Origin of the sequence: uncultured Halovibrio sp., from assembly GCF_913056445.1 — a bacterium.
Taxonomy (GTDB): domain Bacteria; phylum Pseudomonadota; class Gammaproteobacteria; order Pseudomonadales; family Oleiphilaceae; genus Halospina; species Halospina utahensis_B.
The window spans coordinates 20,801-38,402 of record NZ_CAJXMA010000021.1; the positions used below are offsets into that span (position 1 = coordinate 20,801).

Here is a 17,602-nt window from a genome sequence, read left to right on the forward strand (position 1 = left end):
ACGAAAAGAAGGACCAGAAGAAACAACCGCAGCGGCCCGACGCGAAAGCGGGGGTGCTCAGCGCCGGCGGATGACTCTGTATTCTGGAGGGACGATCTGCGCATCCTTACGACAACCACTGCGATGGAGGCGCCGACAGGATAACCATAAAAAACCCCCGAGGCGAACCGCCACGGGGGTTTTCATGGAGCCGGTCACACCGGCGATGGGAAGGAGGCGTTTACATCATGCCGCCCATGCCTCCCATGCCGCCCATGTCCGGCATACCACCGCCGGCACCGCCGCCATCGTTCTCTTCCGGCTGGTCGGCGATCATGCACTCGGTGGTGATCATCAGGCCGGCTACGGATGCCGCCGCCTGCAGTGCGGAGCGGGTTACCTTGGCCGGGTCGATGATGCCCGCTTCGAGCATATCGGTGTACTCACCGGTAGAGGCGTTGTACCCGTAGTTGCCCTTGCCTTCGAGCACCTTGTCGACCACCACGGCCGGCTCATCACCGGAGTTGTAGGCGATCTGCTTGAGCGGTGCTTCCATGGCACGACGCAGCAGGTTGATGCCCATCTGGCGCTCTTCGTTGTCGCCCTTGAGGCCTTCAATCGCCTGCAGCGCACGGACCAGGGTCACGCCACCACCGGCCACGATGCCCTCTTCAACAGCGGCACGGGTCGAGTGCAGCGCGTCCTCAACGCGGGCTTTCTTCTCCTTCATCTCAACTTCGGAGCCAGCGCCCACCTTGATCACGGCAACACCACCGGCCAGCTTGGCAAGGCGCTCCTGGAGCTTCTCCTTGTCGTAGTCGGAGGTGCTTTCCTCGATCTGCTTCTTGATCTGGCCAGTACGGGCTTCAATGTCCTGCTGCTGGCCGTTGCCGTTGATGACGGTGCTGTCTTCCTTGCTGATGTTGACGCGCTTGGCGCTGCCCAGGTCATCCAGGGAGACGTTCTCGAGGGTCAGGCCGACTTCCTCGGAGATCACGGTACCGCCGGTAAGAACGGCAATGTCCTGCATCATCTCCTTGCGACGGTCGCCGAAGCCGGGCGCCTTCACAGCTGCGACCTTGACGATGCCGCGCATGTTGTTGACCACCAGGGTCGCCAGCGCTTCGCTTTCAACGTCCTCGGCGATGATCAGCAGCGGCTTGCCGGACTTGGAAACCGCTTCGAGCGTCGGCAGCAGGTCGCGCACGTTGGAGATCTTCTTGTCCACGAGCAGGATGTAGGGGTCGTCCAGCTCGACGGTCATGCTCTCGTTGTTGTTGATGAAGTAGGGCGAGAGGTAGCCACGGTCGAACTGCATGCCCTCGACCACTTCCAGCTCGTCCTCAAGGCCACGGCCTTCCTCAACAGTGATGACGCCTTCCTGACCGACCTTGTCCATCGCATCCGCGATCAGCGCGCCGACGGTCTCGTCGCTGTTGGCGGAGATGGTGCCCACCTGGGCGATGGTCTTGGAGTCGTTGCAGGGCGTGGAGAGCTTGCGGATCTCTTCAACGGCCGACTGGCATGCCTTGTCGATGCCGCGCTTGAGGTCCATGGGGTTCATGCCCGCGGTTACTGCCTTCACACCCTCGCGCACGATGGCCTGGGCCAGAACGGTTGCGGTGGTTGTACCGTCGCCGGCGTTGTCATTGGTCTGGGAAGCGACTTCCTTGACCATCTGAGCGCCCATGTTCTCGAACTTGTCCTCAAGCTCGATTTCCTTGGCAACGCTCACGCCGTCCTTGGTGACATTCGGAGCACCGAAGGACTTTTCCATCACCACGTTCCGGCCCTTGGGACCGAGAGTGACCTTGACCGCGTCAGCCAGCGTATTGACGCCCGTTACCATCTGCTTGCGGGCGTGATCGGAGAACTTGATCTCTTTCGCCATAGTCTTCTGTTCCTGTTGCTTGACTGTTGAATCTCGTCAGGTGCCCGGGGCTGCTTCAGCCCTCCAGCACACCGTAGATGTCGTTCTCGCTCATGATCAGCAGTTCCTCGCCGTCGACCTTGACGGTGTTACCGGCGAACTGCCCGAACACAACCTGATCACCGGCTTTCACCGCCGGTTTGCGTACTTCGCCGTTATCCAGGGTCTTGCCCTCGCCTACGGCCAGAACCTCACCCTGGGAGGGCTTCTCCTGGGCATTGCCGGGCAGCACGATGCCACCGGCGGTCTTCTCTTCTTCTTCCTTGCGACGCACGACTACGCGATCGTGTAACGGACGGATTTTCATTGCTGCTTGTCTCCAGTTTCGGTTCGTCGGTTAAGCAATGAGTTGAGATTACCCAAAGCACATTGGCCTTGTGCTGCCCTAAGTTGGGGATGCACTGCCTTTTTTCAATCCCCACCCGGAAAATTTTTCAGTGCCGGTCCAGGCGCTCGGGATCGTCCTCATCCCGGCGCTGCTGTTCAAACTCGCCCTCGATGATGATGTTGCCGTCGGCATCCCGGCGCGGCCCGCGCTCCCGGTACGAATGGTATTCGTAATGCCCGCCCATGGACGCGCCCCCGTTGAACACCATACGATTCATCACGTAACTGCTCAGCCAGCGCCGTGTGAAGGGGATCAGGCAGGCAAAGCCCACGGCGTCCGTGATGAACCCCGGGGTCAACAGCAGGGCGCCCCCGATGGCCAGCAGCAGCCCTTCCGCCATCTCGCGCGCCGGCAGCTCACCGCTGGCCATGCGCTGGTTGGCACGGAGCAGGGTCGCGGCGCCCTGCTGGCGCAGCATGGCGGCACCAATGACGGCGGTCAGCAGCACCAGGCCAACCGTCGGAAGGGCACCAATCATGCCCCCGACTTCAATGAGGACCACCATCTCGATGATGGGAACGATAATGAAGGCAATCAGAAAAACGGGCATGCGGTCTCCGCGACTTGGTCGTTGTATGCATCACCATCGGGGCGAAGCAGCTGGACTTCAACCATACAGAAGCGTAATCCATGACTGAGTCCTCGCCACAGGCGACGCTGTACCCCGGCTGGCGGGTCTATCTGAACCCACGCGTCATCGGCATGCTGTTCCTTGGGTTCTCCGCCGGCCTGCCCCTGCTGCTGGTAGGCGGTACCTTTACTGCCTGGCTGCGGGACCTGGGCATTGAGCTGGCCGCCATCGGCTTCCTCAGCTGGGTCGGCATGGCCCATTCCATCAAGGTGCTCTGGGCCCCGCTGGTGGACCGGCTGCCTCTGCCCGGTCTGAGCCGACTGCTCGGGCGCCGGCGTGCCTGGATGCTGGCCGCGCAGATCGCGGTTGCGGTAAGCCTGCTGGGAATGGCCCTGACTGACCCGCGCGAACAGCTCTGGCTGGTCGCGGTCTGGGCGGTTGTCGCAGCTTTCGGGTCCGCGACCCAGGATGTCGCCATCGACGCCTACCGCGTGGAAGCCGCACCGGATACCCACCAGGCCGCCATGGCCGCCACCTACGTTACCGGCTACCGCGTCGCGATCCTGGCCGCCGGCGCCGGCGCCCTGCACGTGGCCGCCGTGGGCAGCTGGTCGCTGTCCTATGGCGTGATGGCCGCACTCATGGCTGTGGGGATGGTCACTACCCTGATCAGCCGTGAGCCCGTCGCCGAAGTGGATCGTTTTGCGCCGGAATCGGAAGAGCGGGTCATCCAGTACCTGGCGGACACCCAGCATACCGGCCTGCGCCAGCGCATCACCGCCTGGTTCATCGGCGCGGTGGTCTGCCCCTTCACGGACTTCTTTCAGCGCTATGGCAGAGCGGCCATCGTCATCCTGCTGTTTGTGGCCACCTTCCGGATCAGTGACATATTCATGGGCGTCATGGCCAACCCCTTCTATCTGGACCTGGGATTCACCAAGGAACAGATCGCCAATATCGCTGCCGCCTTCGGGCTGGCGATGACCCTGGTCGGCGCCGCCGTGGGCGGGCTCATGACCGCGCGCTTCGGCATTGCGCGCATGCTGATCGGCACCGCCTTCATGGCCCCGGCAACCAACCTGACCTTCGCCTGGCTGGCCGGCCTGGGGCCGGAAACCATCGGGCTTGTCGCCGCCATCGTGGCGGACAACGTCACAGGCGGCCTGTCCATCTCGGTTTTCATCGCCTACCTTTCCAGCCTCACCAACACCCGCTATACCGCCACCCAGTACGCGCTTTTCAGCTCCCTGATGACACTGCCGGGCCAGTTCCTGGGAGGCTTTACCGGCGTCGTGGCCGAGAATGTGGGCTGGATCGGCTTTTTCCTGATCACGGCCGGTCTGGGCATCCCCGCCATTCTGCTGGCCGTTGCCCTGCTCTGGCTCGCCCACCCGGATCGCCCCACCACCCCGTAGGAGCGGCCATGGCCGCTCCTACGTGCGATGCAGCTCACACCCTCGCCATCCCTCAAAAACGTTTTGCATTGTCGCCGGTACCCGCCGGTCTTTGGCGTCTATAATGGGCCGGAAACGCATCACTTCTGACCACAACGGATAACAACAACGGACTTCGAATGAACCCCGAACTGCCCATCCTTGTCGTGGACGATGCCCGTTTCAGCAGCGCCGTCGTCAGCCGCACCCTCAAGCAGGCCGGTTACACCAACCTCCAGGTGGTCAATACCGCAGCGGATGCCCTCGAGACCCTCGACCGCGACCCCATCAGCATTCTTATCGCGGACTGGCTGATGCCGGAGATGGACGGGCTCGAACTGACGGACCGGGTCCGCCAGCAGGATGAGCAGACCAACCACTACACCTACATCATCCTGCTGACCGGCAAGGAAAGCGTCGAAGCCCTGAGCAAGGCGTTCGACCGCGGTGTGGACGACTTCATCTACAAATCCGACATGACCAAACAGCTCCTGCCCCGGGTTTTCGCGGCGGACAGACTGGCGGAACGCCACAACACCCTGCTCCATACCAATCAACTGCTGATGGAAGAAAACCGGCAGCTTGAAGCCCACAACGTGGTCGACCCGGAGACAGGACTGGGGAATGCCCGCTACGCCCGTCAGCGCCTGCAGCAGGCACTCGACTACACCGAGTCGCGCGGCGGTGCCGTGGGCTATGTCCTCATCGGCATCCGCCACTGGGGACGCCACTGCCGGGAACAGCCCGCCCCGGTTCAGAACGAACTCCTGGAGACACTTGCCCGGCGCATGACCGGGCTGATCCGGCCACTGGATGCCCTGTGCCGGATCGGGCATGATCGCTACGCGGTCATCGCACACTTTCCGGACGCGGATCACTGCCGACCAGCCGCCTTCCGCCGCCTGCATGACGGCATCAACCACAAGGCGCTCAAGACCAGCCGTGGCTTCATTTCCGTGGAAGCCGACGCAACGCTCTGCATTGCCAGTGAGAGGGAAGTGACGCCCACGGCCGATGCCATGGAAGCTGCTGTGGAGGAGGGGCTCAGCAACGCCCGCCAGTCACGGACGCTCACACGGGCCCAGGCAGCAGCCCCCAGGAGCAAGCCGGAGACCGGTTAGTACTGTGACCGTGTTCACATTCCGTTACGCGCGCTCACCGTCATTCAACAGACGCCGGTCCTCCTCCAACGCATACTGAACACGTGGATTTGAGCAGTATCCCCCGGGGCGGAAGAGACAGCAGTACTTTCGCCGGCAACCGGGCACTGCAACAGGATCCCAGGGATTATGAATTTTTCAGGCTTTTCATTCTTCCCTTACGACTTCTTCTTCAGGCGGACCCTTGGTCCGCCTTTTTTTATTCGGGATACCCGGTAATCGCTCGGATCCGGTGATACAGTGGTGACAGCCGCGAATACATCCGCTGATACACCTCCCGGTACAACCGATCGTAGAGCGCCTGACGCTCCGGGTCCGGATCGAAGCGCTCCCCAAGCCGGGTCATGGCTGCCACTGCCGAATCGTAATCCGCGTACCAGCCCAGCCCGACGGCCGCGTTGATCGCTGCCCCCAGCCCTGACGTTTCATAGGTATGTGGCCGCTCCGCGGGCAGACCGAAGATATCCGCCGTCAGCTGCAGGGCCTCATCGCTCTGGGACCCTCCCCCCGCCACACGCAGGCACTGCACCGGCACACGGTTGCGTCGCTCAAGCCGCTCCTTGCCCTCACGCAGCGCATAGGCCAGCCCCTCCAGGATGGCCCTGTAGATATGGGCACGGGTATGCACATCCCCGAAGCCGATGATCGCCCCCTTGGCCTCTGGCCCCGGCTGGCGCACCCCCGGTGACCAGTACGGTTGCAGCATCAGGCCCATGGAACCGGGCGGCACCTCACGCACCAGTTCATCGAAGAGGGCTTCCGGGGCAATGCCCCGTTCCTCGGCAATCGCCTGTTCCCGCTGCCCGAACTGGCGTTTGAACCAGCTCACCATCCAGAAGCCCCGGTAGATCATCACCTCGCCGGAATAACGCCCCGGCACCGCTGAAGGGTAAGGTGGCAGGAAGCGGGTGGGCTCCACGTAGCGGTCGTTGGTGGTATTGATGGTGGCCGTGGTGCCATAGCTCATACAGGCGGTTTCCGGTGAGAGGCCACCACATCCCAGTATTTCACACGCCTTGTCCGAGGCAGCAGCCAGTACGGGAACGCCAGAGGGCAACCCAAGATGCGTTGCAGCCTCCGGAGTGAGGCCACCCATGCGCTCCCCAGGCCGAACCAGTTCCGGCAGCATGCTGCGCTTCACTGCCATCAGCTGCCATTTGAGGTCATTCGGTCGGCACCAGTCATGGCGCTTGTAGTCGAACGGCAGGTAGCCCACCTGGCTACCGGTGGAATCCACGAAGCGCCCGGTCAGCCGCCAGTTGAGATAACCGGAGAGCAGCAGGTAACGGCTGGTCCGGGCCCAGACATCCGGCTGGTTGTAAGCGATCCAATTGGCCTGTGTCTGCTCCCCCAGCTTCTGGATGGTCCCGGACAGGCCCAGCAGCCTGAGCACCACACGCCAGAAAGGCGGCACCCGCACAGGCCCGGGGGCACGGCGCTGGTCCAGCCAGACAATCGCCGGGCGCAGGGGCATGCCACTGGCATCCAGGTTCACCACCGTGCCGCGCTGGGTTGTCAGGGCCACGCCGGCAACAGCTTCCCGCGGGATGGCCGTGTTGTCCCAGAGTTGCGCGCAGGCCCGACCAATACTCTGCCAGTAGTAGTCCGGATCCTGCTCCGCCCAGCCCGGCTCCGGAGAGCGGTAGGGTTCGATCCCGTCCTGCCCCTTGCCCACCAGCTCGCCCCGGCCATTGAACAGCAGTGCCCGCGTGCTCTGGGTGCCGTTGTCGATGGCAAGGATGAGCGGCTCAACACTCATGCCCCGGACTCCGGCGGCAGGTGGTAGCTGGCGCGCCAGAGCTCGCGATAGCGTGTGCATTCCTGCTGCCAGCGAGCATCATCCCATCCCAGCGGCGCCTGGCAGTGCTCACGCAGAACCTCCAGCCAGGGCGCACCGCCCTCCGGCAGCAACAGCCCCAGCCGGGTCCGGCGCAGCAACAGGTCATCCAGATGACCGATCCGCTCATTCCGGCAGCTCCACACCAGTTCCGCCAGCAACGTATCCGTATGACCAATGGGCATCAGCGGGCCGGCTTCCAGGACCTCTTCCACCCTACTGCCGTAATGGCCACACAGACGCTGCCACTGCCAGGCTGTGAGGGCATTGGGCCGGGCCATTGCCGGAGCCGGCGAGAAGACCTGCTCATCCAGGTCACGGCGAATGCCGTTGTCGGTACGCACATGGTCCAGCACCTCCAGCGCGATCAAACGAAATGTGGTCAGCTTGCCACCGGCAACACTGATAACCCCCTGGTCGTTCCAGATGACGTGTTCCCGTTTCTCTTTTGAGGGTTTTTTCTTCCGGCCCCCGCTGTCGGACACAACCGGCCGCACACCGGACCAGGTGCTGATCAGATCCGTCTCGCCCAGATGTGCATCCGGGAAGGCATCGTGCACGGCTTCCAGCAGATACGCCATTTCCGCCCGGCTGAGCACCGCCTCTTTCTGGAGGTCCTGGTCATGATCCAGATCCGTCGTACCGACCACAGTCACCCCTTCCCAAGGATAGACGAACATGGGGCGGTGATCCCGGGGATGGATGAGTGACAGGCTCACCGAGACCGGCAGCTTCCAGAACGGGAAAACCAGGTGACTGCCACGCAGGGGGCGGATGCGCTGGTCGCCACCGAGCTGGCTGCGCAGACGATCCGTCCAGGCACCGGTGGCGTGGACGATGTGGCGTGCGCGCAGGTCATAACCTCTATCAGCCAGCTCGTCATGGACGGTCACGCGCCCTTCACCGCCGTCAGACGGTGGTGTCACGGCCTCAGCCCGCACGTAGTTGACCGCCCGGCCCCCGGCGTTCGTGGCCTCCTGCAGGATGCGCAGCACCAGGCGGGCGTCATCAGTCACCGCGTCCGAAAAACGGGTACCACCGCGCAGGCCCTCACGGCGCAGCCCCGGCACCCAGCGCAGAACGGACTCGCCCGGAAAGAAGCGGCGGGTCCGGCGCTGGGCCAGGAAGTCGTAAACCCTGAGCAGCAGACCGAACAGACCCGGCCCGGGGAACTGGCGATTGAAGTGCGGCATGATGTAGTAGAGGTTATCCACCAGCCCCGGCGCCTCGTTCATCATACGCTCGCGCTCATGCACCGCATCCCGGGTCAGGCGGTAATCCCCGCTGGCCAGGTAGCGCAGCCCCCCATGCACCATCTTGGAGGAACGGCTGGAAGTTCCCCAGGCGAAGTCCCGCTGCTCCACCAGCAGGACCCTGTAGCCTTCCCGGGCGGCCTCGCGCAGGATGCCGGCACCCGTAATGCCACCACCGATGATCACCATGTCCCAGGGTTCGTCCCCGCCGAGCAGGGCTGCTGTGTCACGGCGTTCCTCGTGGATACTGCTCGCTTCCGTCATGCCTGCTCCTCCGGCTCATGCTGCAACAATACGCCCGGGGCCAGACGCTGGTCCGGGTCCATGTAGCGGCTCATGGCGTGCAGCATGCCGATGGTGACCGGCCCTTTCTCCGTGGACAGGTAAGGCGCATGGTCTTTGCCGACCCCGTGCTGATGACTGATGGTTCCCCGGTTGTTCACGATCACCTGCGAGGCCGCCTGCTTGAGCCGGGCCCAGCGCTGATGGGTGGCCTCGTAGCTGCCCGCGCACCGGAACACATAAGTGGTGTAGATGCTACAGCCCTGGCCGTAGACGTGGGACAGATGGGTGAACACATGCACCGGTTCGCCCTCGGACTGAAGGCCGTGGCGCAGCGTGGTCTCGATGCGCTCCATCAGGGTATCCACGTTGTCCCAGTCCGTGGCCGTTTCCAGAGTATCCACGGCATAACCCTGCTCCCACAGCGTCTCGCGCAGGTAGGGCATGGTGAAGCGCTTCTGTTCCCACTTCCTGCCCAGGTAGGTGCCGGTGTAGAGACCGTCATTGCCGCGGCTGATCCGTTTCAGTTCGCGCAGCCCGGTTCGGCACTGGGCCTTTGTCCCCGTCAGACCGACCGTCATCATGCATTTCCCTTCAGCCGCGCCACGCCAGCCCAGATAGCGTTCCAGCATCCCGATCATTGTCGGGTGACCCGCCAGGGCCAGCTGGGTCTCCGTCTCCACGGCGTTACTCAGGCGCAGCATGGAAAGCGGCGTGCGGTTCTGCACCAGCTGGCGGGCACACAGACGTGCGCGCTCCCAGTCCGGGAAGAAAAGCACATGAAAGGACTCATGCTCCGCCACCGGCGTGACGCGGACCTTCACTTCAGTGATGGCACCGAAGCGCCCTTCCGAGCCCAGCACCATCTCACGGGGGTCCGGGCCGGCGGCGGAGGCGGGGAAGGTTGGAACCTCCCAGGCGCCCTGGAAGGTCTCCATACGGCCGCCCGCGAAAAGCTGTTCAATGCGGCCGTAGCGCAGGGACTGCTGGCCACTGGAGCGGCTGGCGACCCAACCGCCAATGGTGGACAGTTCAAAGGACTGGGGGAAATGGCCGAGGGTGTAGCCATGGGCCAGGAGCTGGGATTCCACCAGCGGGCCCGGCGTACCGGCACCAAAGGTGGCGATCTGGCTCTCGGCGTCCAGATCCATCAGACGGTTCATGCGCTCCAGCGAGAGTGTGAGAATGGGCCTGCCGGAATCCTCCGGGTTGATATGCCCGGCCACACTGGTACCGCCACCGTAGGGAATCACCACAAGATCCCGTTCCCGGGCCCATTGCAGAAGCTCCGCTACCTCCTCACTGTGCTCGGGCAACGCTACTGCGTCCGGAAAGAGCCCGAAATCGCCGCTGCGCATGGCCAGCCAGTCCGCCAGGCTCTGCCCCCGGGCATGCCGCACCCTGGTCTCTGGATCCGTATGGACCCCTGTATGTTCTTCCGGGATACGGGATGCCGGCACGCGCGCGCACACCTGTTCAAGGGTCGCCTCAGGCAGTGGGGAGGCAGCGCCCAGGCGGGCTTTCAGAAAATCCTGCCCCGCAGCCGGCAGGGGCAGATGGAAGCTGGCGTCACCCCAGCCGTTCCAGCGTCGCATGTGATGGTTCTCCACTCAGGCTCTTCAGTTGCAGCCCGTGATACACCATACCCTATCCAGTTGTCCATCAGGTCTAGAGTTTTTGCTCTATGCAATCCAGCTCATGCGCCCTTCATTACTCGGTTACGGCCGGTCGCCTTGGCCAGGTAAAGCGCCGCATCGGCCCGTTGAAGAGCCTGCTCAGGGTGCTCATCTTCCCTATTGAAGCGACTGACACCAGCGCTGACGGTCACCTGGAACACCTCGCCCCGGTAGGTTGTGCAGGCATACCCCGCAATTTCCACTCGCAGGCGCTCCGCGAGATCCATGGCCTCCTCGATCCCCGTTCCCGGCAGCAGAACCCCAAACTCCTCGCCACCAAGACGGCAGGGTACGTCGCTCTCCCGCACACGGTCAGCCAGAGTGCGTGCCACGTTCCCGATCACCTCATCCCCCGCACCGTGACCATAGGTGTCGTTAACAGCCTTGAAATGGTCAATATCAATCATGACAACCGAGGCCGGGATCTCACGGCGGCTGAACAGCTCATAGCTCTCGTTCAGCCGCTCCATGAAAACCCGCCGGTTGGGAATCTGCGTCAGTGGATCTGTGAAAGACAGTTCACGGAGACGAGCCTCCTGCTCCTTCTGCTCGGTGATGTCCCTGACCGTGCCGATGAAGACATGACCACCACCGACAGGCGTGTAATCCCCGCGCTCATAAACCCACCTCACCGAGCCGTCCGGGCGAACAACGCGATGTTCAACATCGAAAAGGCCAGTCTGCCTCGCCTGCACCTCCATGGCATCAACAAGCGCCAGATCCTCCGCATGGACAAAGGTGCGGAAGGCATTTACCGAGGGCGTGAACGTATCACTGGAAACCCCGAAAATCTCGAAAACCTTTTCCGACCAGTACAGGTCCCCCGCATCCAGGTTCGCCTTCCAGTAGCCGAGATTGCCGATTTCCTGCGCCCTCTCCAGGGTCTGGATCAGCTCGCGGTTAGCCTCCGACTCTTCGCGTAAGCTCTGCTCAAGGTCCTTGTGCGAGGTGATGTCCAGATGGGCACCACTGACCCATTCGGGCTGCCCCTCCGGGGTCCAGCTGACCACACGGCCGAAATCCCGGATCCAGATCAGGCGGCCATCCCGGTGGCGTACACGCACTTCGCAGTCATAGACGGAGGCCTCACCATCAAAGTGCGCCTTCAGTGCCTGTTCCGAGACCGGGCGATCCTCTTCAATGAGAAAGTAAAGCCATGTATCGATGGAGGTGGGCTCAAGCTCCGCCAGGGTGTAACCCAGCATTCTGGCCCAATAGTCGTTGAACTCGGTCTCTCCGGTCTGCACGTTCCAGATCCAAGTTCCAAGTTCAGCAACATCAATGATGGTTTCGAGTGCGGAAACCCGATCTCCAGAAACTGGGGGCTGCCCCATACTTCACTCCAGGACCTCGGACTGATCAGTCACAGTCAATGTACGCGAGTCACAAGCCGATCAAAGTGTGGATACTACGTAATGTAGTATAACGACAGAATCACGAATGCACATGGTTCAGCCGCGGTCTGGAAACCGGACCGGAAGAGAGTCCAGTTCGGCAACAGGCAGGGCCCTGGAGAACAGGAATCCCTGAAGAAGATCGCAGCCGCGGGCGACCAGGTCGTCGCGCTGCGCCTCGGTCTCAACCCCTTCGGCCACCACCTTCAGCTGCATATGGTGAGCCATGGTGATGATGCCCTGGACGATCGCCATGTTGTCGGGGTTGGTGAGAATATCCCGGATGAAGGAAATGTCGAGTTTGACCTTGCTGGCAGGCAGGTCCCGGAGGTAGCGCAGGCTGGAGTAGCCGGTGCCGAAGTCATCAATGGAGACCGTCACGCCCAGCTCCCTGAGCTGCTTCATCAGCTCAATGGTTTCCTGGGCGTTTTCCATAAGCACCCCCTCAGTCACCTCCAGTTCCAGCAGATGGCCCGGCAGACCGGTTTCCGCCAGAATGGCCCGGACCTCTTCCACAAAGTTACGGCGCCGGAACTGCAGAGTGGAAATGTTCACCGCCGCCGGAACCACCTGGCAGCCTTCCCGCCAGCGCTGCATACCATCCTCGCACGCTCGCCTGAGCACCCAGCGCCCCACCTCGATGATCTGGCCCGTCTGCTCAGCAAGGGGAATGAACACCCCCGGCGATATCATTCCCCGCTGAGGATGGTGCCAGCGCACCAGCGCCTCCACTCCACGCCAGGAACCGCTCACCGCATCAATCACTGGCTGATAATGCAGCTCCAGCTCATTGCGCTCCATTGCCAGACGCAGGTCATGGCGCAGAATAATCTCGTCCTGTGTGGCGGGGCGGCGCTCCTGCTCATACCAGTGCCAGGTATTCATCCCCCGACTTTTCGCCGCCTCCATGGCAATGTCCGCATGCTGGATCAGAATGGGCGCCTCGGATTCGCCATCATCCATTGCCAGGCCGGCGCTGGCGCTGAGATGAATCGCGTGCCCCTCCACCTCAAAGGGGTCCTCAAGTGCTGAGAGTATCGCCTCCGCCCTGCGCTCAACCATCGCCGGCTCCTCAACCTCTGGGAGCAGCACGACGAACTCGTCAGCCACAAGCCGTGAGAGTACGCAGTCCTGTCCCAGAAGCTGCTGGAGACGCTCCGCCACCCGCTGCAGCAGCGTGTTCCCAACACGGTGTCCGAACCCTTCGTTGATGGGTTTGAAGCCATCCAGATCCAGATACATCACTGCAACAGCCCGCCCTTCGCGGCGGCGCTCATGCAGGGTATGCAGCAGTTGTTCCTCAAAAACCACCCGGTTAACAAGCCCGGTTACGGCATCGTAGCTGTTGTGGAACGCAATCAGCCGCTCATGCTCCTTGCGCATCGAAATATCCCGGCAGACGCCGAAGACCCCGACAATCTCCCCATCCACCTGGATCGGGAAATTGGTTACTTCAAGGTCGTAGGGTTCCCCCGTGGACAACACGCCGCGCGTCTCATAGGTAACATGGCCTCCGGAACGGGCCTGCGCAAATGCCTCACGGGTCTTCTTCTGGAACGGCTCCGCCACGAACTCATTGAAATGGTGCCCCGCGTACTCCGCCTGTGAGTAGCCGGTGATGCGCGCAAATGCCGCGTTACCCCGCCTCAGATAGCCGTCCAGATCGAATTCATAGACGCCATCGGGATGGTGCTCATACAGGGATTGATAACGGGCTGTCAGATCCTGGTAACGGTACCAGTCGCGATCCCGGATAATGGCCAGCGCCGCCAGAGCCGCCGCCTGCTGGAGATTGAAACGATCCGCATCCGAAGGACTGGCGGGCTCCCGATAATAGGTGCCGAAGGTTCCCAGAAGTGTCTCGCCCTCCGCAGACAGGACGGGAACGGACCAGCAGGCCCGCAGCCCCTCGTCCAGTGCGATCGACCGGTATCCCTCCCAGCGGTCATCCGTCTGGATATCCGTGGTTACCATCATGGAACGGTGGTAGGCAGCACTGCCGCAGGCCCCCACACCCGCAGCCACTGGCAGATCCCGCAGGGCTTCGGTAAAACGGACGGAGAACCGATCATTGGGGACCAGACTGAGCGTACCCCGCTGCTCGTCGTAACACATGAGTGACACCAGGGCCCCCGGCAGCATCTCCTCGGCAAAGGCTGTGATCTCGGTCAGCACTTCCTCCAGGGGCTCGTGCTCCGCGATCATTTCCTGAATCTTCTGCTGGCTCTTGAGAAGTGGCTGCTGCACGGTCATCGGTTGGCTACTCGGGATTCTGCTCGTAGGGGATCATGATAAACACCCTAATGTTTAGTTGATATTTCGCAACAGACAAACGCTCCATCCGCAGACGGCCGACATTTCCCATTCCAATGATGGCATTTGAACTACTCATTTGCCGTCCGCCCCCCCTCCAACAGATAGTACGCCCCATCCGGAAAGGTACCCAACCCACTCACCTTTCCCCTGCGTTTTCATTACGGAGTGTTCCCATGGACCTGCCATCACTGATTGAGATCCCCAACGGCGACAAAGTAACGCCCACCTTTTCCATCGAAGAACTACAGCGGCGCCTCGGCAAGCTGCGAAAGCACATGGCCGAGAATGACGTGGACGCCGTTGTCCTGACTTCCTACCACAACATCAACTACTTCAGTGACTTCGTGTACTGCCGGTTCGGGCGGGACTACGGGCTGGTGGTCACCCAGGAGCGCTACACCACGGTCACCGCCAACATCGACGGCGGCCAGCCCTGGCGTCGCAACCAGCTGGGCGACAACATCATCTACACCGACTGGCAGAAGGACAATTTCTTCAAGGCCGTGCGGGAGCTGTGCGGCGGCTGCCGGCGCGTGGGCATCGAGTACGACCACGTCACCCTGCAGAACCACACCAAATTCCAGGATGCGCTCGGGAAGGTCGAACTCGTGGACATCGGCGTACCGACCATGCAGATGCGGATGCTCAAATCCCAGGAGGAGATTGCGCTGATCAAACAGGGCGCGCGCATCGCGGATCTGGGCGGCTCAGCAGTCCGCGACGCCATCGCCGCAGGGATTCCCGAATACGAGGTGGCACTGGCCGGCGAGCAGGCCATGGTGCGCGAGATCGCCCGGACCTACCCGCACACGGATCTGATGGATACCTGGGTCTGGTTCCAGTCCGGCATCAACACCGATGGCGCCCATAACCCGGTGACCAGCCGACGGGTGCAGAAGGGCGACATCCTGAGCCTGAACACCTTCCCCATGATCTCCGGCTACTACACAGCACTGGAGCGCACCCTGTTCTGCGACCACGCCTCCGACGAGCACCTGCGCCTGTGGCAGATCAACTGCCAGGTGCACGAACGCGGCCAGGAACTGATCCGCCCCGGCGTGCGCTGCTGCGACATCGCCCACGACCTCAACAAAATCTACGCGGAGCACGACCTGCTGAAGTACCGCTCCTTCGGCTACGGCCACTCCTTCGGCACCCTCAGCCACTACTATGGCCGCGAGGCGGGCCTGGAGCTGCGCGAGGATGTGGAAACCGTGCTGGAGCCGAACATGGTGGTTTCCATGGAGCCAATGATCACGATCCCGGAAGGCATGCCGGGCGCCGGCGGTTATCGCGAGCACGACATCCTGGTGGTGAACGAGCATGGGGCTGAGAACATCACCCGCTTCCCCTACGGCCCCGCGCACAACATCGTGCAGTGATCCCCTCAGCGGCCACCCAGTGCGGGCACGGGGGACAGTTCCGCCAGCCCGCTGCGCAGGAAATCCAGTACCTGCTGGGTGGCCACGTTCAGCTCGTTCTGGCGGTAGTACAGGCTGACGCTGACCGCCCCCAGTGGCGGCAGCACCTCGGTCTGCTCATGGGCCTTCACATTGGCCGGCACCACCGAGGCCGCCAGGGCCGTCACACCCAGCCCCTCCTCCACCGCGGACATGATCCCGAGAAGACTGGGGCTGGTGTACGCAATGCGATACGGCACCCCGGCCTCCTCAAGCGCTGTCTCCATCATGGCCCTGTAGATGCAGCCCTGCGGGTAGGTCACCAGGGGCACAATATCCGCCTCCGCCACGCTGGAATCGTTCACCACCCACGCCAGCTGATCCACACGCTGATCCTGTTCATCCAGAGGCGCCGCCTCGCCTTCGGGCTCCATCACCAGGCAGACGTCGTAATAGTTGCGCTGGAAGCGCTGATGAATGGACTTGCTGATGTCGCTGTCCACCTCCACCGTGATGTTGGGATAGATGTTCGACAGCTCCCGCAGTGCACGCGGCAGAAAGGCCAGCTCAAAGTCATTGGGAATCCCCAGCCGAACCCGGCCCGAGACATTCTCCCCCTTGATGCGGGCCACCACCTGATCATTGATCTGCAGGATCTGCTGGGCCGCTTCATAGAGGTACTCCCCATCCTCGGTCAGCTCCAGGTTGCTGCCGCGTGAGAAGATGTTCGTCCCCAGCGTGGACTCCAGCTTCTTGATCTGGAGGCTGATGGCCGGCTGGGAACGACCCAGCAGCTCCCCCGCATGGGTGAATCCCCCCAGATCCTTGATGGTCACGAAAGTCCGCAGAAAGTCGATCGGTATGTTGGTCATCGGTGTCTATGCCCATTTGGTCATATTATGGCGCCATCAGGAGTTCAAATCCGGAGCCGGTTTTATTAGCGCCGCATCTTGGTAAGGTGTGCATCCGGCATACGTGGAACTACTTAGCAAGAAGCTTTTCAGCAGTTCCCGCCGCCCGAAAGAAAAGCATGTCTTTCAGAAACGACAGGAGTTGTGACAGATGAATTCTTGGGTTCTTGCAACATTCGCCATCCTCACCGGCGTGATGCTCGCGCATTCCGCCGCCACCTTCGTCAAACGTGAACTGGACAGGAAGCCGGCCAACACCTCAACGCGGAGTTGACCATGGATCCGTACACGTATTTCAACTGGGGGCTTCTGGCCCTCACCTTCGTTCTTCTCATCGGTATCGGCTATCTTTCATCCCGCTACATCACCAAGGACTCCGAAGGCGGCTTCCTGGTGGCCGGGCGCTCACTCGGGCCCTTTGTGGCAGCGGGCACCATTGTAGCAACCGGCTTCAGCGGATGGGGATTCATCGGCTCCCCCGGGGTCACCTACAAGTTCGGCGCCATCGAGGTACTGGGGAACTTCTTTTTCGCCCCCGCGATGATGATTGCCGTACTGTACTTTGCGCGTTTCCTGCAGAGTCGTGCCCTGGAGATGGGCAGCAACACCATTCCCGAATACGTGGCACAGAGCCACGGTGGCGGCATCATGGGGCGGGTGCTCCAGGGCGTTGCCGGCATCATCACCATTCTGCTTCTGCTGGTGTTCCTGACCAGCCAGATCAAGGCGGTGGGCCTTCTGGGCGCCGAGTGGCTCGATATCAAACTGGGCACCAGCGCCACCCTGATGATTGCCGTGATCATCATCTACACCATGCTTGGCGGCCTGGCGGCCGTGGCCTGGACAGACACCATCATGGTCTGCGGCATGGCCCTGGCTGCTGTGCTGATCATGATCCAGATCTTCACCAGTGTGGACCTGACCGCCTGGCAGAGCTCGCTCAACAACATCGACCCGGAACTGCTCAACCCTACCACTGGTGCACACTATGGTGACAACGTGGGAACCGTCTTCCTGGTCCTGCCCTATGCCTTCCTGTTCTCCGCGGTGCTGCCGTACATGGCCATCCGCT

General features: G+C 62.2%; 13 protein-coding genes and 1 pseudogene. 5 read left to right on the forward strand and 9 right to left on the reverse strand.

Translation table 11 applies throughout. From position 1 onward, the window contains the following. Positions 1-220: 220 nt before the first annotated feature. The 3 genes from groL to QZ501_RS06380 all read right to left on the reverse strand — a co-directional run bounded on the left by groL (position 221) and on the right by QZ501_RS06380 (position 2,847). Positions 221-1,870, reverse strand: a complete 1,650-nt coding sequence (groL, locus tag QZ501_RS06370; protein ID WP_295718116.1) for a chaperonin GroEL — start codon at positions 1,868-1,870, stop codon at positions 221-223. 55 nt (positions 1,871-1,925) lie between these two features. Next, complete coding sequence (gene groES / locus QZ501_RS06375; protein WP_095618210.1) at positions 1,926-2,216, reverse strand: co-chaperone GroES; 291 nt, start codon at positions 2,214-2,216, stop codon at positions 1,926-1,928. Positions 2,217-2,343: 127 nt separating this feature from the next. Further along, positions 2,344-2,847: an FxsA family protein gene (locus tag QZ501_RS06380; RefSeq protein WP_151438900.1), complete on the reverse strand. Its 504-nt coding sequence runs from the start codon at positions 2,845-2,847 to the stop codon at positions 2,344-2,346. 80 nt (positions 2,848-2,927) lie between these two features. Between QZ501_RS06380 and QZ501_RS06385 the strand changes: the two genes are divergently transcribed. Next, entirely contained in the window at positions 2,928-4,283 is a 1,356-nt protein-coding gene (locus QZ501_RS06385; RefSeq protein WP_295718119.1) for an MFS transporter, read from the forward strand. A 158-nt stretch (positions 4,284-4,441) separates the two neighbouring features. Next, positions 4,442-5,422: a response regulator gene (locus QZ501_RS06390; RefSeq protein ID WP_151438898.1), complete on the forward strand. Its 981-nt coding sequence runs from the start codon at positions 4,442-4,444 to the stop codon at positions 5,420-5,422. Positions 5,423-5,660: 238 nt separating this feature from the next. On the opposite strand, the gene QZ501_RS06395 is transcribed toward QZ501_RS06390, so the two are convergent. The 5 genes from QZ501_RS06395 to QZ501_RS06415 form a co-directional block, all read right to left on the reverse strand. Next, the gene (locus QZ501_RS06395; protein ID WP_295718122.1) at positions 5,661-7,220 is read right to left on the reverse strand and encodes an FGGY-family carbohydrate kinase; all 1,560 of its coding nucleotides are present in this window, start codon (positions 7,218-7,220) and stop codon (positions 5,661-5,663) included. Continuing rightward, positions 7,217-8,815 carry a glycerol-3-phosphate dehydrogenase/oxidase gene (locus QZ501_RS06400; RefSeq protein WP_295718124.1) on the reverse strand — a complete coding sequence of 533 codons (1,599 nt, stop codon included), beginning with the start codon at positions 8,813-8,815 and terminating at the stop codon, positions 7,217-7,219. Before QZ501_RS06400 ends, QZ501_RS06395 begins: the two co-directional genes overlap by 4 nt. Continuing rightward, on the reverse strand, positions 8,812-10,428 hold the full coding sequence (locus QZ501_RS06405) for an FAD-binding oxidoreductase (protein ID WP_295718126.1): 1,617 nt from the start codon (positions 10,426-10,428) through the stop codon (positions 8,812-8,814). The genes QZ501_RS06400 and QZ501_RS06405 overlap by 4 nt, the downstream gene beginning before the upstream one ends. 101 nt (positions 10,429-10,529) lie before the next feature. Then, a complete protein-coding gene (locus QZ501_RS06410; RefSeq protein WP_160897984.1) occupies positions 10,530-11,843 on the reverse strand; it encodes a sensor domain-containing diguanylate cyclase in 1,314 nt (437 codons plus the stop codon). 117 nt (positions 11,844-11,960) lie between these two features. After that, entirely contained in the window at positions 11,961-14,156 is a 2,196-nt protein-coding gene (locus tag QZ501_RS06415) for an EAL domain-containing protein (RefSeq protein ID WP_295718131.1), read from the reverse strand. Between the two features lie 236 nt (positions 14,157-14,392). Between QZ501_RS06415 and QZ501_RS06420 the strand changes: the two genes are divergently transcribed. Then, positions 14,393-15,601 (forward strand): M24 family metallopeptidase, encoded by a 1,209-nt coding sequence (locus QZ501_RS06420; protein WP_295718134.1) that lies wholly within the window; start codon positions 14,393-14,395, stop codon positions 15,599-15,601. Between the two features lie 5 nt (positions 15,602-15,606). Here QZ501_RS06420 and QZ501_RS06425 read toward each other — a convergent pair whose 3' ends face one another. Next, positions 15,607-16,491: a LysR family transcriptional regulator gene (locus QZ501_RS06425; RefSeq protein ID WP_160897981.1), complete on the reverse strand. Its 885-nt coding sequence runs from the start codon at positions 16,489-16,491 to the stop codon at positions 15,607-15,609. Positions 16,492-16,681: 190 nt separating this feature from the next. Here QZ501_RS06425 and QZ501_RS06430 point away from each other — a divergent pair, with 190 nt between their 5' ends. Together QZ501_RS06430 and QZ501_RS06435 are read left to right on the forward strand one after the other, a co-directional pair. Further along, a complete protein-coding gene (locus tag QZ501_RS06430; RefSeq protein ID WP_269844205.1) occupies positions 16,682-16,804 on the forward strand; it encodes a hypothetical protein in 123 nt (40 codons plus the stop codon). A gap of 2 nt (positions 16,805-16,806) precedes the next feature. Next, positions 16,807-17,602, forward strand: a pseudogene (locus QZ501_RS06435) (sodium:solute symporter family protein); the annotation flags it as partial.

Bases quoted from the DNA above. Each gene is read 5' to 3' on its own strand.
- QZ501_RS06400 (WP_295718124.1), bottom strand. From the start codon at position 8,815: ATGACGGAAGCGAGCAGTATCCACGAGGAACGCCGTGACACAGCAGCC.
- QZ501_RS06380 (WP_151438900.1), bottom strand. From the start codon at position 2,847: ATGCCCGTTTTTCTGATTGCCTTCATTATCGTTCCCATCATCGAGATG.
- QZ501_RS06415 (WP_295718131.1), bottom strand. From the start codon at position 14,156: ATGACCGTGCAGCAGCCACTTCTCAAGAGCCAGCAGAAGATTCAGGAA.
- QZ501_RS06420 (WP_295718134.1), top strand. From the start codon at position 14,393: ATGGACCTGCCATCACTGATTGAGATCCCCAACGGCGACAAAGTAACG.
- QZ501_RS06410 (WP_160897984.1), bottom strand. From the start codon at position 11,843: ATGGGGCAGCCCCCAGTTTCTGGAGATCGGGTTTCCGCACTCGAAACC.
- groES (WP_095618210.1), bottom strand. From the start codon at position 2,216: ATGAAAATCCGTCCGTTACACGATCGCGTAGTCGTGCGTCGCAAGGAA.
- QZ501_RS06395 (WP_295718122.1), bottom strand. From the start codon at position 7,220: ATGAGTGTTGAGCCGCTCATCCTTGCCATCGACAACGGCACCCAGAGC.
- QZ501_RS06425 (WP_160897981.1), bottom strand. From the start codon at position 16,491: ATGACCAACATACCGATCGACTTTCTGCGGACTTTCGTGACCATCAAG.
- QZ501_RS06385 (WP_295718119.1), top strand. From the start codon at position 2,928: ATGACTGAGTCCTCGCCACAGGCGACGCTGTACCCCGGCTGGCGGGTC.
- groL (WP_295718116.1), bottom strand. From the start codon at position 1,870: ATGGCGAAAGAGATCAAGTTCTCCGATCACGCCCGCAAGCAGATGGTA.
- QZ501_RS06390 (WP_151438898.1), top strand. From the start codon at position 4,442: ATGAACCCCGAACTGCCCATCCTTGTCGTGGACGATGCCCGTTTCAGC.
- QZ501_RS06430 (WP_269844205.1), top strand. From the start codon at position 16,682: ATGAATTCTTGGGTTCTTGCAACATTCGCCATCCTCACCGGCGTGATG.
- QZ501_RS06405 (WP_295718126.1), bottom strand. From the start codon at position 10,428: ATGCGACGCTGGAACGGCTGGGGTGACGCCAGCTTCCATCTGCCCCTG.